This window comes from Burkholderia sp. MSMB1078WGS (assembly GCF_001528895.1).
GTDB lineage: Bacteria > Pseudomonadota > Gammaproteobacteria > Burkholderiales > Burkholderiaceae > Burkholderia.
Genome location: NZ_LPDI01000085.1, coordinates 143,082 through 157,823, shown reverse-complemented (window position 1 = coordinate 157,823; position 14,742 = coordinate 143,082). Strand labels below are relative to the sequence as shown.

The 14,742-nt window shown below is 66.6% G+C and carries 11 protein-coding genes; 8 read left to right on the top strand and 3 right to left on the bottom strand.

Annotated features, from left to right (window positions below; translation table 11 throughout):
- Position 1 precedes the first annotated feature (1 nt).
- The 3 genes from polA (at position 2) to WT24_RS21160 (ending at position 5,611) form a co-directional block, all read left to right on the top strand.
- On the top strand, positions 2-2,755 hold the full coding sequence (gene polA / locus WT24_RS21170; RefSeq protein WP_060035767.1) for a DNA polymerase I: 2,754 nt from the start codon (positions 2-4) through the stop codon (positions 2,753-2,755).
- A gap of 277 nt (positions 2,756-3,032) precedes the next feature.
- On the top strand, positions 3,033-4,367 hold the full coding sequence (locus WT24_RS21165) for an NAD(P)/FAD-dependent oxidoreductase (protein ID WP_059501209.1): 1,335 nt from the start codon (positions 3,033-3,035) through the stop codon (positions 4,365-4,367).
- Between the two features lie 368 nt (positions 4,368-4,735).
- A complete protein-coding gene (locus WT24_RS21160; RefSeq protein ID WP_059501208.1) occupies positions 4,736-5,611 on the top strand; it encodes a dienelactone hydrolase family protein in 876 nt (291 codons plus the stop codon).
- Positions 5,612-5,695: 84 nt separating this feature from the next.
- On the opposite strand, the gene WT24_RS21155 is transcribed toward WT24_RS21160, so the two are convergent.
- Together WT24_RS21155 and WT24_RS21150 are read right to left on the bottom strand one after the other, a co-directional pair.
- Positions 5,696-6,565, bottom strand: a complete 870-nt coding sequence (locus tag WT24_RS21155; protein ID WP_059501207.1) for a sulfurtransferase — start codon at positions 6,563-6,565, stop codon at positions 5,696-5,698.
- A 116-nt stretch (positions 6,566-6,681) separates the two neighbouring features.
- Positions 6,682-7,788, bottom strand: coding sequence for an aromatic ring-hydroxylating dioxygenase subunit alpha (locus WT24_RS21150; protein ID WP_059501206.1), 1,107 nt, complete (start codon positions 7,786-7,788; stop codon positions 6,682-6,684).
- 270 nt (positions 7,789-8,058) lie between these two features.
- On the opposite strand from WT24_RS21150, the gene WT24_RS21145 reads away from it, so the two are divergent.
- The 4 genes from WT24_RS21145 to folE2 all read left to right on the top strand — a co-directional run bounded on the left by WT24_RS21145 (position 8,059) and on the right by folE2 (position 12,184).
- On the top strand, positions 8,059-8,352 hold the full coding sequence (locus WT24_RS21145; RefSeq protein WP_006479428.1) for an exodeoxyribonuclease VII small subunit: 294 nt from the start codon (positions 8,059-8,061) through the stop codon (positions 8,350-8,352).
- A complete protein-coding gene (locus tag WT24_RS21140; protein WP_059501205.1) occupies positions 8,349-9,233 on the top strand; it encodes a polyprenyl synthetase family protein in 885 nt (294 codons plus the stop codon). The genes WT24_RS21145 and WT24_RS21140 overlap by 4 nt, the downstream gene beginning before the upstream one ends.
- A gap of 81 nt (positions 9,234-9,314) precedes the next feature.
- Positions 9,315-11,219 carry a 1-deoxy-D-xylulose-5-phosphate synthase gene (dxs, locus tag WT24_RS21135; protein ID WP_059501204.1) on the top strand — a complete coding sequence of 635 codons (1,905 nt, stop codon included), beginning with the start codon at positions 9,315-9,317 and terminating at the stop codon, positions 11,217-11,219.
- Positions 11,220-11,374: 155 nt separating this feature from the next.
- Positions 11,375-12,184 carry a GTP cyclohydrolase FolE2 gene (gene folE2 / locus WT24_RS21130; RefSeq protein WP_006479422.1) on the top strand — a complete coding sequence of 270 codons (810 nt, stop codon included), beginning with the start codon at positions 11,375-11,377 and terminating at the stop codon, positions 12,182-12,184.
- 91 nt (positions 12,185-12,275) lie between these two features.
- Here the strand turns inward: folE2 and tsaD are convergent, their stop codons facing one another.
- A complete protein-coding gene (tsaD, locus tag WT24_RS21125; protein ID WP_059501203.1) occupies positions 12,276-13,316 on the bottom strand; it encodes a tRNA (adenosine(37)-N6)-threonylcarbamoyltransferase complex transferase subunit TsaD in 1,041 nt (346 codons plus the stop codon).
- Positions 13,317-13,437: 121 nt separating this feature from the next.
- Between tsaD and WT24_RS21120 the strand changes: the two genes are divergently transcribed.
- Positions 13,438-14,667, top strand: a complete 1,230-nt coding sequence (locus WT24_RS21120) for an NAD(P)/FAD-dependent oxidoreductase (RefSeq protein WP_257127272.1) — start codon at positions 13,438-13,440, stop codon at positions 14,665-14,667.
- Positions 14,668-14,742 lie beyond the last annotated feature (75 nt).

Genomic DNA, 14,742 nt, shown 5'->3' with positions numbered 1-14,742 from the left:
AATGCCTGAAGAACGAAATCTGGAAGGTAAGACCCTGCTATTGGTTGACGGTTCGAGCTATCTGTATCGGGCTTACCATGCGATGCCTGATTTGCGTGGCCCTGGCGGGGAGCCGACCGGAGCGCTCTACGGAATCATCAACATGCTGCGCCGTATGCGCAAGGAAGTCAGTGCAGAGTATAGCGCTTGCGTGTTCGATGCAAAGGGCAAGACGTTCCGCGACGACCTTTATGCCGACTATAAGGCAAACCGTCCGTCGATGCCGCCCGACCTCGCATTGCAGGTCGAGCCGATCCACGGCGCCGTGCGCGCGCTCGGCTGGCCGCTGCTGATGGTCGAAGGCGTCGAGGCCGACGACGTGATCGGCACGCTCGCGCGCGAAGCGGAGCAGCACGGAATGAACGTGATCGTGTCGACCGGCGACAAGGATCTCGCGCAGCTCGTGACCGAGCGCGTCACGCTCGTCAACACGATGACCAACGAGACGCTCGACCGCGACGGCGTGATCGCGAAGTTCGGCGTGCCGCCCGAGCGGATCATCGACTACCTCGCGCTGATCGGCGACACCGTCGACAACGTGCCGGGCGTCGAGAAATGCGGGCCGAAGACGGCCGTGAAATGGCTGTCGCAATACGACAGCCTCGACGGCGTGATCGAACACGCGGCCGAGATCAAGGGCGTGGTCGGCGACAACCTGCGCCGCGCACTCGATTTCCTGCCGCTCGGTCGCAAGCTCGTGACGGTCGAGACGGCCTGCGATCTCGCGCCGCATCTCGAATCGATCGAAGCATCGCTGAAGAGCGACGGCGAGGCGCGCGAGCTGCTGCGCGACATCTTCGCGCGCTATGGCTTCAAGACCTGGCTGCGCGAAGTCGACAGCGCACCCGCGGAAGGCGGCGGCGCCGATGCGCCGGAAGGCGAGCCGGCACCGGTGATCGCGACCGACGTCGTGCGCGAATACGACACGATCCAGACGTGGGAGCAGTTCGACGCGTGGTACGCGAAGATCGATGCGGCCGCGCTGACCGCGTTCGACACCGAGACCACCGCGCTCGACCCGATGCTTGCGCGGCTCGTCGGCCTGTCGTTCTCGGTCGAGCCGGGCAAGGCGGCCTACCTGCCGGTCGCGCACCGCGGCCCCGACATGCCCGAGCAGCTTCCGCTCGACGAAGTGCTCGCGCGCCTGAAGCCGTGGCTCGAATCGGCCGATCGCAAGAAGGTCGGCCAGCACCTGAAGTACGACGCACAGGTGCTCGCGAACTACGACATCGAACTGAACGGCATCGAGCACGACACGCTGCTCGAATCGTACGTGGTCGAATCGCATCGCACGCACGACATGGACAGCCTCGCGCTGCGTCATCTGGGCGTCAAGACGATCAAGTACGAGGACGTGGCCGGCAAGGGCGCGAAGCAGATCGGCTTCGACGAAGTGGCGCTCGCGCAGGCCGCCGAATACGCGGCCGAAGACGCCGACATCACGCTGCAGCTGCATCACGCGCTGTATCCGCAGGTCGCGCGCGAGCCGGGCCTCGAGCGCGTGTATCGCGAGATCGAGATGCCGGTGTCGCTCGTGCTGCGCAAGATGGAGCGTACGGGCGTGCTGATCGACGATGCGCGCCTGCAGGCGCAGAGCACCGAAATTGCGACGCGTCTGATCGAGCTCGAAGGGCAGGCGTACGAACTGGCGGGCGGCGAATTCAATCTCGGCTCGCCGAAGCAGATCGGGCAGATTTTCTTCGAGAAGCTGCAGTTGCCGGTCGTGAAGAAAACGCCGAGCGGCGCGCCGTCGACCGACGAGGAAGTGCTGCAGAAGCTGGCCGAGGACTACCCGCTGCCGAAGCTGCTGCTCGAGCATCGCGGGCTGTCGAAGCTGAAGTCGACCTATACCGACAAGCTGCCGCGCATGGTGAACCCCGCCACCGGCCGCGTGCACACGAATTATGCGCAAGCGGTCGCGGTGACGGGCCGCCTTGCGTCGAACGACCCCAATCTTCAGAACATTCCGGTGCGCACGGCCGAAGGCCGGCGCATCCGCGAGGCGTTCATCGCCGCGCCGGGCCACCGGATCGTGTCGGCCGACTATTCGCAGATCGAATTGCGGATCATGGCCCATATCTCGGGCGACGCGTCGCTGCTGCGCGCGTTCTCGCAGGGCGAGGACATCCACCGCGCGACGGCCGCCGAAGTGTTCGGCGTGACGCCGCTGGAGGTCAATTCCGACCAGCGCCGGATCGCGAAGGTGATCAACTTCGGGCTCATCTACGGGATGAGCGCGTTCGGGCTCGCGTCGAACCTCGGCATCACGCGCGACGCGGCGAAGCTCTATATCGACCGCTATTTCACCCGCTATCCGGGCGTCGCGCAGTACATGGAAGACACGCGCGCGACCGCGAAGGAGAAGGGCTACGTCGAAACCGTTTTCGGTCGCCGCCTGTGGCTGCCAGAGATCAACGGCGGCAACGGGCCGCGCCGCCAGGCGGCCGAGCGCGCGGCCATCAATGCACCGATGCAGGGCACGGCGGCCGACCTGATCAAGCTGTCGATGATCGCGGTGGACGACTGGCTCACGCGTGACCGGCTTGCGTCGCGGATGATCATGCAGGTGCACGATGAACTGGTGCTCGAGGTGCCCGAAAGCGAGCTGTCGCTGGTGCGCGAGAAATTGCCGGAAATGATGTGCGGCGTCGCGAAGCTGAAGGTGCCGCTGGTCGCCGAAGTGGGCGCCGGCGCGAACTGGGAAGAGGCACACTGACGCACCCCCGAGCGCGCCCCGTTTCCTGCGGCATATTGTTGCAGGGATGCCAAATATCGAGATGGTTTGCTTGTGGTCAACGCGCAAGCTCCCGGACAATGCATGTCAGTCATGTCATTGACGCGGGGCGGCGCGCCCGCGTTCCGGATCGGCCGCATCGAGGTGTTTCGAACTGCACATCGATGATGTCCGAACCGGTTAATCCACCGGACGGCGCGAATGCATCGCGTTTGCTTCATCCGGCGGCAGCAGTTTCGAATCGCAAAGGGGGAATCGGATGCATCGGATCATCATCGTAGGCGGAGGCGCGGGCGGCCTGGAACTGGCGACGCGGCTCGGCGATCGTTACGGCGCGCGCGGCAATCGTCCCGCGCGTGCGCTTGTCACGCTCGTCGACCGCAATCCGACACACATCTGGAAACCGCTGCTGCACGAGGTCGCGGCCGGCAGCATGGACCCGTTCACGCAGGAGCTCGAATATGCGGCGCAGGCGCGCTGGCACGGCTTCGAGTTCCAGCAGGGCGAGTTGTCCGGGCTCGACCGCGCGGCGAAGCGTCTCATGCTGTCGCCCCTCAACGACAGCGACGGCGCGGAACTGTTGCCGGCGCGCGAGCTGGAATACGACACGCTCGTGATCGCGATCGGCAGCACGACCCACTTCTTCGGCGTGCAGGGCGCACCGGAAAACGCGATCGCACTCGATACGGTCGGGGAGGCCGAACGCTTCCGCAAGCGGCTGATCGCGGCATGCATGCGTGCCGAGCACCAGGCGCCGGTGCCGACCGCGCCCGGCGGGGCGGCCGAGCCGCGCATCCAGGTCGTGATCGTCGGCGGCGGCGCGACGGGCGTCGAGCTGTCGGCGGAACTGCGCAATACCGCGCAGGTGCTGTCCGCGTACGGGCTGCACAAGCTCGATCCGCGCAACGACGTCGGCATCGTGCTGATCGAATCGGGGCCGCGGATTCTGCCGGCACTGCAGGAGCGCGTGTCGGCGGCGACGGCCGAACTGCTCGAGAAGCTCGGCGTGCGGCTGATGCTCGGCGAGCGCGTGACCGAGGTGGCGCCCGGGTTCGTGCATACCGCGAGCGGCAAGGTCGTGCGCGCGGACCTGACGGTCTGGGCGGCCGGCATCAAGGCGCCGTCCGTGCTGTCGCACCTCGATGGCCTCCAGGTCAACAAGCTCGGGCAGCTCGACGTGCGCCGCACATTGCAGACCTTCACCGACGACAACGTGTTCGCACTCGGCGATTGCGCGGCCTGCGCATGGCCCGGCAACGAGCGCAACGTGCCGCCGCGCGCGCAGGCGGCGCACCAGCAGGCGAGCTTCCTGCTGAAGGCGATCGGCTGCCGGCTCGAGGGGCGCCCGCTGCCCGAATTCACGTATCGCGATTTCGGTTCGCTCGTGTCGCTCGGTCACTTCAGCGCGGTCGGCAATCTGATGGGCGGGCTGATCGGCGGCAACATGCTGATCGAAGGGCTGTTCGCGCGCTTCATGTACATGTCGCTGTACCGGCTGCACGTCGCGGCGCTGCACGGTTATCCGCGGATGATGCTCGACACGGTTGCGCACTGGCTGCGGCGCACGACGCTGCCGCGCGTGAAGCTGCACTGAGCGCGTACTCGTGTACTCGCATGCGGAGCGGGTGGAGAATGCGCACGTCGCGCGCGTTCGCCGCCCGTTTTTCTTTTCGATTCGCAAGGATTCGGTCGCGCGATGCACGTCGATAGGCGCAACCGCGCGGTGATTCGGCAGGCCGTTGGCAGGCTGCCACGCGGTGTCGATTCGATCGCCGCTACGCGTCGTAATCGAGTCTTACACATCCGACAGTTGACGCGACAACGGATTATTGGGCATCTTGTCCGGGTTTTCGTTTGCGGCGGAGTGCCAACCGCCGCGACATCCGCGCCGCGCGCCGGTGCGATGCCCCGTCATGGCGTATCCGCGATCGTGACGGCGGCGCCCAATCGAGGAGTGCATTCATGTTGAAACCCGAAGTCGACAGCCTGGTCCCCCATGTCCCGTTCTCGCGCCGCAAGTTCATGCAGGCCGCGCTGGGCGGCACCTTCGCGGCGGCCGTGCTGCCCGTGTCGGCGCAGACGGTCACGACCGACAGCGCAGGGCTGGACGTCGACACCATCGAGATCCGCTCGGGCGATGCGAGCGTGCCGGCTTATCGCGCCCAGCCGGTCGACAAGACGAACCTGCCGGTCGTCATCGTGATTCACGAGATTTTCGGCGTGCACGCGCATATCGCCGACGTGTGCCGGCGCTTCGCGAAGCTCGGCTATCTCGCGATCGCGCCCGACCTGTTCGCCCGGCAGGGCAACGCGGCGAAGTATCCGACGATGAAGGAGCTTTACGACCACATCATCAGCAAGGTGCCGGACCGGCAGGTCACCGAGGATCTCGATGCGACCGTCGCGTGGGCCGGCAAGAACGGCGGCGACCTGACGCGTCTCGGCGTGACCGGGTTCTGCTGGGGCGGCCGCCAGGCGTGGCTGTATGCGGAACACAATCCGCACGTGCGGGCGGCCGTGGCGTGGTACGGATTCGTCGAAGGCAAGACCGACGAGATGACGCCGTTCAACCCGGTCGACCACGCGTCGTTGCTGAAGGTGCCCGTGCTCGGGCTGTACGGCGAGAAGGATCAGAACATCACGCAGGCGTCGCTCGCGGACATGCGCAAGGCGATCCAGGCGAGCGATTCGAAGCTCGCGCGCGAATCGGAGATCGTCGTGTATCCGGATGCCGGTCACGCGTTCTTCGCCGACTACCGGCCGAGTTACGTGAAAAGTGATGCCGAGGACGGCTGGAAGCGCGCGATCGAGTGGTTCCACAAGTACGGCGTGATGTAAGCGGCGAGCGAAGGCAACTGCCGCCGCGGCACCGGCCGCCGCGGCATCGGCCGCCGCTTCATCCTCGTCGCGCAGCGCGGGGGCTCAAGGATTCGGGCCGGTCGCGATCGGTCGCGACGGATCGGCGCTCCACTCGCTCCACGAGCCGGGGTACAGCGACGCGCCGTGCAGGCCCGCCACTTCCAGCGCCAGCGCGTTGTGGCATGCGGTGACGCCGGAGCCGCATTGCAGGATCGCGCGGTTCGGCTCGGTGCCGGCCAGCACGGTCGTGAATGCCTCGCGCAATTCATGACCGGTCTTGAAGCGGCCGTCGGCGGTCAGGTTGTCCTTGAAGAAGCGGTTGCGCGCCCCGGGAATGTGGCCACCCACCCGATCGATCGTTTCATTTTCGCCGCGATACCGATCCGGTGCGCGGGCATCGATCACGACGCGCGAGGGCGACGACACGTTCGCGAGCACGGCCGCTGCATCGACCGTCGACTCGAGCGGCGTGGCTGAGCGGAAGTCGCCGGCGGCCGGTTGCGGCACGTCGGTCGTCAGCGGCTGGCCGGCCGCTTCCCAGGCCTGCAGGCCGCCGTCGAGCACGGCAACCGAATCATGGCCGAGCCAGCGCAGCAGCCACCACAGGCGCGCCGCGTACGCGCCGCCTTGCGCGTCGTACGCGACGACCTGCTGACCCTGCTTGAGGCCGCGGCTGGCGAGCAGCGTCGCGAGCGCGTCGCGGGTCGGCAGCGGATGGCGGCCATTGGTGCCCGTCTTGCGGCCCGACAGGTCGCGGTCCAGATGAAGATAGTGCGCGCCGGGGAGGTGGCCGGCCGCGTAGGCGGCTTCGCCGGCGCCGGGATCGGCGAGATCGAAACGGCAGTCGAACAGCGCGACGCTGCCGGGCGCCGCGGCCAGGCGCTCGGCGAGATTGGCGGCGGAAATGAGTGTGGTGTAGTGAGTGTGTGGCATGACGGCTCCCTGGAGTGCAAATGGCCTGACACTCCAAGTCTAAACAAAAAAAGACGGGCCGAAGCCCGTCTTTTCGTTTGCCGGCGGCCGTGCGGCGCCAACGCGCCGCACCTGCGTCAGAGCTCGCCGAGGTGGCGCCGCAGGAACTCGTGGAAGTGCTGCATGCCGTCTTCCATCGGGCTCTGGTACGGGCCCACCTGCGACTCGCCGCGGGCCATCAGCGCGCGGCGGCCTGCATCCATCCGCATCGCGATCTCGTCGTCCTCGACGGCCGTTTCCATATACGCGGCACGCTCGGCCTCGACGAATTCGCGTTCGAACAGCGCGATTTCCTCGGGGTAATAGAACTCGACGATGTTGGTCGTCTTCTGCGGCCCGCGCGGAATCAGCCACGACACGACCAGCACGTGCGGATACCACTCGATCATCAGGCCCGGGTAGTAGACCATCCAGATCGCGCCGAACTCCGGCGGCACGCCGTTGCGGAACTTCAGCACCTGCTCGTGCCATTTCCGGTAAGTCGCGCTGCCCGGTTTCGCGAGGGCGTTGTGCACGCCGACCGTCTGCACGCTGTACCAGTCGCCGAACTCCCATTTGAGATCGTCGCACGACACGAAGCTGCCGAGGCCCGGATGGAACGGGACGACGTGATAATCCTCGAGGTAGACCTCGATGAACGTCTTCCAGTTGTAATCGCACTCGTGCACTTCGACGTGATCGAACTGGTATTCGGAGAAGTCGAAGTGATGCTTCGTGCCGAGATGGGCGAGGTCGCGCGCGACGTTGCGCCCCTCGGCCTCGAACAGCAGCCCCTGCCAGTTCTGCAGCGGGCTCTTGCCGAGGTTCAGGCACGGCTTGTCGGGGAAGTGCGGCGCGCCGAGCAACTGGCCTTCCAGATCGTACGTCCAGCGGTGCAGCGGGCACACGATGTTCTGCGCATGGCCGCGCCCGTTGAGCATGATCGCCTGCCGGTGGCGGCACACGTTCGACAGCAGTTCGATCTGGTTCGTCTGGTTACGGACCAGCACGCGGCCTTCCTTCTCGGACGGCAGCGCAAAATAGTCTCCCGCCTCGGGCACCATCAACTCGTGCCCGACGTAACGAGGTCCTTTCTTGAAGAGGGTTTCGATCTCGCGCTCGAGTAGCGCCTCATCGAAATATGCAGTGACTGGAAGCTGGCTGTGAGCCGACTTCAACTGAAGCGCATCGCTCAGATTGGACATTCCCACTCCCGGTGTTAGCGTGAAAGCAGTGAACAACCCAACCATCGAAAAATCGATTTAGGGAAACGGAGAATTATACCCGGTTCGCCCCGCAAGGCTAGGATTAAGTGCCTGATTTGTGTCAATTTTTTGTCGGACGACCGTCGAAAGGCGCACACTGTGCGTCGGAGATGGGGCCGGAATTGTGCGCGGGCGCCCACGACGGCAGGTCGGAAAATTCTCTTTTGCCGTAGAATGTCCGACTTGTTTTGAAATTTGACACCCTCGTCCATGGCGAAAACCGCATCCCCAGGCGCCACGCCGCCCGGCAATGGCACCGAACCGTTGCCGGACAATTACGAGATGGCGCTCGCGGAGCTCGAGACGCTGGTTGCCCGGATGGAAGGCGGCGCGTTGAGCCTAGAGGATTCGCTGGCGGCGTATCGTCGCGGTGCGACCCTCGTTGCGTTTTGCCAACAGCAGCTCGAGAAAGTGGAGCAGCAGGTTCGCGTGCTCGACGGCGCGACGCTGAAGCCGCTTTCGTCCGGAACGGCCGCCACGGACGGCGAAGACGACGATCTATGACATTCGAACAATGGATGCGGTCCGTGCTCGACCGTGTCGAGGACGCACTCGGCCACTATCTGCCGGCTGAAACCGCGACGCCCGCGAAACTTCACGAGGCGATGCGCTACGCGGTCCTCGGTGGCGGCAAACGCGTTCGCCCGCTGCTGTGCCATGCAGCAGGCGAGCTGACCGGTGCGACGGAGGCGGCGCGCAACGCCGCGGCGGCGGCGCTGGAGATGATCCACGTCTACTCGCTCGTGCACGACGACATGCCGTGCATGGACGACGACGCGCTGCGTCGCGGCAAGCCGACCGTGCACGTGCAGTACGACGAGCCGACGGCGCTGCTGGTCGGCGACGCGCTGCAGTCGCAGGCGTTCGTGGCGCTGACCGACGCCGCTGCGCTGTCGCCGGTGCAGCAGGCGGCGCTCGTGCGCGAGCTGGCACTCGCGAGCGGCTCGATCGGCATGGCCGGCGGGCAGGCGATCGATCTGGCGAGCGTCGGCCTGAAGCTGACGCGCGAGCAGCTCGAGACGATGCACCGGATGAAGACGGGCGCATTGCTGCGCGCGGCCGTGCGGATGGGCGCGCTGGCCGGCGAGACGCCGTCGGCGGAAACGATGGCCGCGCTGGATGTGTACGCGGGGGCCGTGGGTCTGGCCTTCCAGGTCGTCGACGACATTCTCGACGTCACGACCGATTCGGCGACGCTCGGCAAGACGGCCGGCAAGGACGCGGCGAACGACAAGCCGACCTATGTATCGATCCTCGGTCTCGAGGCGTCGCGCGAGCTGGCAGCGCAGCTGCGCGCCGAAGCGCATGACGCGCTGAAACCGTTCGGCGCACGCGCACAGCGTCTCGCCGAACTTGCCGACCTGGTAGTGAACCGGGTCAGCTGACGCGAAAGCCCGCCGCCGCGCACATGCCACGGTGCGCGCAAAAGAATGCGGGCGCGTTTGATTTCCTACAATGGAACGACGATGTACGACTTGCTGAAAACCATCGACGACCCGGCGGATTTGCGCCGCCTCGATCGTCGCCAACTGCAACCGCTCGCGGATGAACTGCGCGCGTTCGTGCTCGACAGCGTGTCGAAGACGGGCGGCCACTTGTCGTCCAACCTCGGGACGGTCGAGCTGACGATCGCGTTGCACTACGTGTTCAACACGCCGAACGATCGCATCGTCTGGGACGTGGGTCACCAGACCTACCCGCACAAGATCCTGACGGGCCGCCGCGACCAGATGCATTCGCTGCGTCAGTACGACGGCATCTCGGGCTTCCCGCGCCGCAGCGAATCCGAATACGACACGTTCGGCACCGCGCACTCGAGCACGTCGATCTCGGCCGCGCTCGGCATGGCGATCGGCAGCCAGCTGAACGGCGACGACCGCTTCTCGATCGCGGTGATCGGCGACGGCGCGATGACGGCCGGCATGGCGTTCGAGGCGATGAACAACGCGGGCGTGTCGGAAGATGCGAAGCTGCTCGTGATCCTGAACGACAACGACATGTCGATCTCGCCGCCGGTCGGCGCGCTGAATCGCCATCTCGCCCGCCTGATGTCGGGCCGCTTCTATGCGGCTGCGCGCGCAGGCGTCGAGCGCGTGCTGAGCGTCGCGCCCCCGGTGCTCGAACTCGCGCGCAAGCTCGAGGAGCATGCGAAGGGCATGGTCGTGCCGGCCACGCTGTTCGAGGAATTCGGCTTCAACTACATCGGCCCGATCGACGGTCACGATCTCGATTCGCTGATCCCGACGCTGCAGAACATCCGCGAACTGCGCGGCCCGCAATTCCTGCACGTGGTGACGAAGAAAGGCCAGGGCTACAAGCTCGCCGAAGCCGATCCGGTGCTCTATCACGGCCCCGGCAAGTTCAATCCGGCCGAAGGCATCAAGCCGTCGGCCACGCCCGCGAAGAAGACCTACACGCAGGTGTTCGGCGAGTGGCTGTGCGACGAAGCCGAGCGCGATACGCGCGTGGTCGGCATCACGCCCGCGATGCGCGAAGGCTCGGGCATGGTCGAATTCGAGAAGCGTTTCAAGGATCGCTACTACGACGTCGGCATCGCCGAGCAGCACGCGGTGACGTTCGCGGGCGGTCTCGCGACCGAGGGGCTGAAGCCCGTCGTCGCGATCTACTCGACGTTCCTGCAGCGTGCTTACGATCAGTTGATCCACGACGTCGCGCTGCAGAATCTGCCGGTCGTGTTCGCGATCGACCGCGCGGGCCTCGTCGGCGCGGACGGCGCGACGCACGCCGGCGCGTACGATCTCGCGTTCATGCGCTGCATCCCGAACATGACGATCATGGCCGCATCCGACGAAAACGAATGCCGCCAGATGCTGCACACGGCGCTGCAGCAACCGAACCCGACCGCGGTGCGCTATCCGCGCGGCGCGGGCACGGGCGTGGCGACGGTGAAGGAATTCACCGAGATCCCGCTCGGCAAGGGTGAAGTGCGTCGCCGGACGTCGCAGCCGGAAGGCAAGCGCGTCGCGATCCTCGCGTTCGGCACGATGGTCGCACCGTCGCTCGCCGCCGCCGAGGAGCTCGATGCAACGGTCGCGAACATGCGCTTCGTGAAGCCGGTCGATGCGGCGCTCGTGCGCGAGCTGGCCGAGACGCACGATTACCTCGTCACGGTCGAGGAAGGCTGCGTGATGGGCGGCGCGGGCTCGGCCTGCGTCGAAGCCCTGATGGAGAGTGGGGTTATCCGACCCGTAATACAATTGGGCCTCCCTGACCAGTTCATCGATCACGGCGACCCCGCGAAGCTGCTGTCGCAATGCGGCCTCGACGGCGCGGGCATCGCGAAATCGATTCGCGAACGCTTTCTGAGCCCGGCGGCCGATGTCGCCGATCAGGCAAAGCGCGTCGCATGAGCAGGCACCGCCCGCGGGCGGTGCCGATGCGACTGGCGTAACCGGTCTTCATTGATGCGGAAAACATGGGCCTGCGGGCCCATGTTGCTTTTCCGGCTGCCGCGTGACGCGGCGTGCGCGTCGTCGGACGCGCGGCTTACAAGGATTGAACCAAGATGAACCAGATGAACCCCGCCTTCGTGATGCCCGACGTGCAGAGCACGGTGGATACCCGTCAGATCCCGATTCAGCGCGTGGGCGTGAAGGCGGTCCGGCATCCGTTGACGGTGTGCACCGAAAGCGGCGACGTGCAACCGACCGTCGGCGTCTGGAACCTCGACGTCCGTCTGCCGGCCGATCAGAAGGGCACGCACATGTCGCGCTTCGTCGCGCTGCTCGAAGAGAATCGCGCGCCGCTGACGGTCGAGCGCTTTCGCGCGATGCTCGCGTCGATGCTCGTGAAGCTCGAAGCCGAGGCCGGCCGCATCGAAGTCACGTTCCCGTATTTCGTGAACAAGACGGCGCCGGTGTCGGGCGTGCAGAGCCTGCTCGACTATGAAGTGACGCTCGCGGGCGAAAGCCGCAACGGCGACACGCGCCTGTTCCTGAAGGTGCTCGTGCCGGTGACGAGTCTGTGCCCGTGCTCGAAGAAGATTTCGCAATACGGCGCGCACAACCAGCGCTCGCATGTGACGATCGATGCGGAGTTGGCCGCCGATCTGCCGGTCGAGGCGCTGATCCGCATCGCCGAGGAAGAGGCGTCGTGCGAACTGTGGGGGCTGCTGAAGCGTCCGGACGAGAAGTTCGTCACCGAGCGTGCGTACGAGAACCCGAAGTTCGTCGAGGATCTCGTGCGCGATGTCGCGCAGCGTCTCGATGCGGACGAGCGGGTGGTTGCCTACGTGCTCGAAGCCGAGAACTTCGAGTCGATCCACAATCACAGCGCGTATGCGCTGATCGAGCGCGACAAGCGGCACGCTGCATAAACGCCGCGGCGTTTCGTCGCGCCAATGAGAAAGGCAGCTCGGAATCGAGCTGCCTTTCTGTTTTCCGGCTTGCGGCGTTGTGTTGCGCGATTCAGCGTGCGAGCGACGCGAGATCCCAGCGCGGCTTCACCGTGAACGCGTAGTCGGCATTCGCCTGCTCGGGCCAGCGGCCGAGCCGCAGCGCGCCCGCGAGCGCGATCATCGCGCCGTTGTCGGTGCAGAGCGCGAGATCGGGATAGTGCACGTCGAAGCCGCGCTTGGCCGCGGCAGCCGACAGGGCCGCGCGCAACTGGCGGTTCGCGCCGACGCCGCCCGCGACCACGAGGCGCTTGAGCTTCGTCTTCTTCAGTGCGGCGAGCGACTTCGCGACGAGCACGTCGACGGCCGCATCGACGAAGCCGCGAGCGAGGTCGGCCTTTGCCCGTTCGAGTGCTTCGCCCTCGAGCTGCGCCGCTTCGAATTTCTTCATCTGCGTGAGCACGGCGGTCTTCAAGCCGCTGAAGCTGAAGTCGAGATCGCCCGAATGCAGCATCGGGCGCGGCAGCACGACCGCGCCCGGCGTGCCCGTTTCCGCGAGTTTCGAGACTTCGGGGCCGCCCGGATAGCCGAGGCCGATCAGCTTCGCCGTCTTGTCGAACGCTTCGCCGGCCGCGTCGTCGAGCGTTTCGCCGAGCGTCTCGTAGACGCCGACGTCGGTCACGCGCATCAGTTGCGTGTGGCCGCCGGAAACCAGCAGCGCGACGAACGGGAACGGCGGCGGCTCGTCGACCAGCAACGGCGACAGCAGATGGCCTTCGAGATGGTGGATGCCGACGGTCGGCTTGTTCCAGGCGAGCGCGAGCGCATTCGCGATGCTCGCGCCGACCAGCAGCGCGCCGGCGAGGCCGGGGCCCTGCGTGAACGCGATCGCGTCGATGTCCTCGCGGCGCGTGCCGCTTTGCGCCATCACGTCCTCGAGCAGCGGCAGCGCGCGGCGGATGTGGTCGCGCGACGCGAGCTCGGGCACGACGCCGCCGTAGTCGCGGTGCATCGCGATCTGCGAATGGAGCGCGTGCGCGAGCAGGCCGCGCTGCGTGTCGTAGAGCGCGAGGCCGGTTTCGTCGCAGGAGCTTTCGATGCCGAGAACGAGCATGGGTACGGGCGGGGCGCGCCGTTTCGGACGCGCCGCAGATAGGTCGACGTAACCGGAAAGTATAGCAGGCGAGGGCAGGCCGGCGCTGGCAGCGGCCCGGCCACGATGCCGGGCAGGTACAATCCGCGCCATGGAAACCTATGACATCGCCGTGATCGGCGCGGGCGCTGCCGGCATGATGAGCGCCGCGGTCGCCGGGCAGCTCGGCCGCCGCGTCGTGCTGATCGATCACGCGCCGCGGCTCGCCGAGAAAATCCGCATCTCGGGCGGCGGCCGCTGCAACTTCACGAACCTGTATGCCGGGCCCGACAACTATCTGTCGTCGAATCCGCATTTCGCGCGCTCGGCGCTGGCGCGCTATACGCCGCGCGACTTCCTCGGGCTGCTCAAGCGCCATCGCGTGACCTGGCACGAAAAGCACAAGGGTCAGCTCTTTTGCGACCACGGCAGCGACGCGATCATCGACGTGCTGAAGCACGAGTGCGACGCGGGCGGCATCGCGTGGCGCCGGCCCGTCGTCGTCGACGCGGTGCGCCATACGCCGTCCGACGGCTTCACGCTCGATACGCAGCAGGCCGGCCCGATCGGTGCGCGTGCGCTGATCGTCGCAACCGGCGGCCTGTCCATCCCGAAGATCGGTGCGACCGACTTCGGCTATCGGCTCGCGAAGCAGTTCGGCCACAAGCTCGTCGATACGCGGCCCGCCCTCGTGCCGCTGACGTTCGCGCCGCAGGACTGGGCGCCGTTCGCGCCGCTGTCGGGCGTATCGCTGGAAGTGCGCGTATCGACCGGCGACAAAAAGCGCGGCGGCGAATTCGTCGAGGATCTGCTGCTGACCCATCGCGGGCTGTCCGGGCCGGGCATCCTGCAGATCTCGAGCTACTGGCAGCCCGGCGACCCGATCCGCGTCGACCTGCTGCCGCAGCGCGACACGGTGGCCGATCTGCTCGACGCGAAACGCACGTCGAAGCGCCAGATCGGTTCGCTGCTCGCCGACTGGGTGCCGTCGCGCCTCGCGCACGCGTGGCTCGACACGCATCGCGTCGCGGCCGACGCGCGGCTCGCGGACCTGCCCGACAAGACGCTGCGCCAGATCGGCGACGCGCTGTCCGGCTGGACGCTCACGCCGAACGGCACCGAAGGCTACAAGAAGGCCGAAGTGACGAAAGGCGGGGTCGATACGCGCGAGCTGTCGTCGGCGACGATGATGAGCGCGCGCGTGCCGGGGCTGTTCTTCGTCGGCGAGGCGGTGGACGTGACGGGCTGGCTCGGCGGCTACAACTTCCAGTGGGCGTGGGCGTCCGGCACGGCGGCCGGGCAGGCTGCGGCCGAGTATGCGCGCGGCGCCTGACGCACCGGCCCGCGCCGTTGCGCCGGGGGCGGCTCCGTGCCTTTGGGCAGTCGCTCTGCTATACTCGGTAGTCTT

Bases quoted from the DNA above. Each gene is read 5' to 3' on its own strand.
- polA (WP_060035767.1), top strand. From the start codon at position 2: ATGCCTGAAGAACGAAATCTGGAAGGTAAGACCCTGCTATTGGTTGAC.
- WT24_RS21165 (WP_059501209.1), top strand. From the start codon at position 3,033: ATGCATCGGATCATCATCGTAGGCGGAGGCGCGGGCGGCCTGGAACTG.
- WT24_RS21160 (WP_059501208.1), top strand. From the start codon at position 4,736: ATGTTGAAACCCGAAGTCGACAGCCTGGTCCCCCATGTCCCGTTCTCG.
- WT24_RS21155 (WP_059501207.1), bottom strand. From the start codon at position 6,565: ATGCCACACACTCACTACACCACACTCATTTCCGCCGCCAATCTCGCC.
- WT24_RS21150 (WP_059501206.1), bottom strand. From the start codon at position 7,788: ATGTCCAATCTGAGCGATGCGCTTCAGTTGAAGTCGGCTCACAGCCAG.
- WT24_RS21145 (WP_006479428.1), top strand. From the start codon at position 8,059: ATGGCGAAAACCGCATCCCCAGGCGCCACGCCGCCCGGCAATGGCACC.
- WT24_RS21140 (WP_059501205.1), top strand. From the start codon at position 8,349: ATGACATTCGAACAATGGATGCGGTCCGTGCTCGACCGTGTCGAGGAC.
- dxs (WP_059501204.1), top strand. From the start codon at position 9,315: ATGTACGACTTGCTGAAAACCATCGACGACCCGGCGGATTTGCGCCGC.
- folE2 (WP_006479422.1), top strand. From the start codon at position 11,375: ATGAACCAGATGAACCCCGCCTTCGTGATGCCCGACGTGCAGAGCACG.
- tsaD (WP_059501203.1), bottom strand. From the start codon at position 13,316: ATGCTCGTTCTCGGCATCGAAAGCTCCTGCGACGAAACCGGCCTCGCG.